The organism is Nitrososphaera sp. AFS (assembly GCF_009898475.1).
GTDB lineage: Archaea > Thermoproteota > Nitrososphaeria > Nitrososphaerales > Nitrososphaeraceae > Nitrosopolaris.
The window spans coordinates 1-208 of sequence record NZ_QURE01000148.1; positions in this window are offsets into that span (position 1 = coordinate 1).

Sequence of the window (208 nt, forward strand, 5' to 3'; positions counted from 1 at the left end):
AATAAATGCAATTGGCAAACTGACAAGGTACTTGTTATTGATAAAAGATATCTATGATAGACTTATTATTTATAATATTATAGTTTCATAGTAATATGATATTCCTATTGTCATGTTTCTAATGAATTTATCAAGGTGCAAATACATCTAGAATTTCTACTGTATTATTAGCAGTTGTTGTAAAGCAGTTCAAATATACTATATCGGA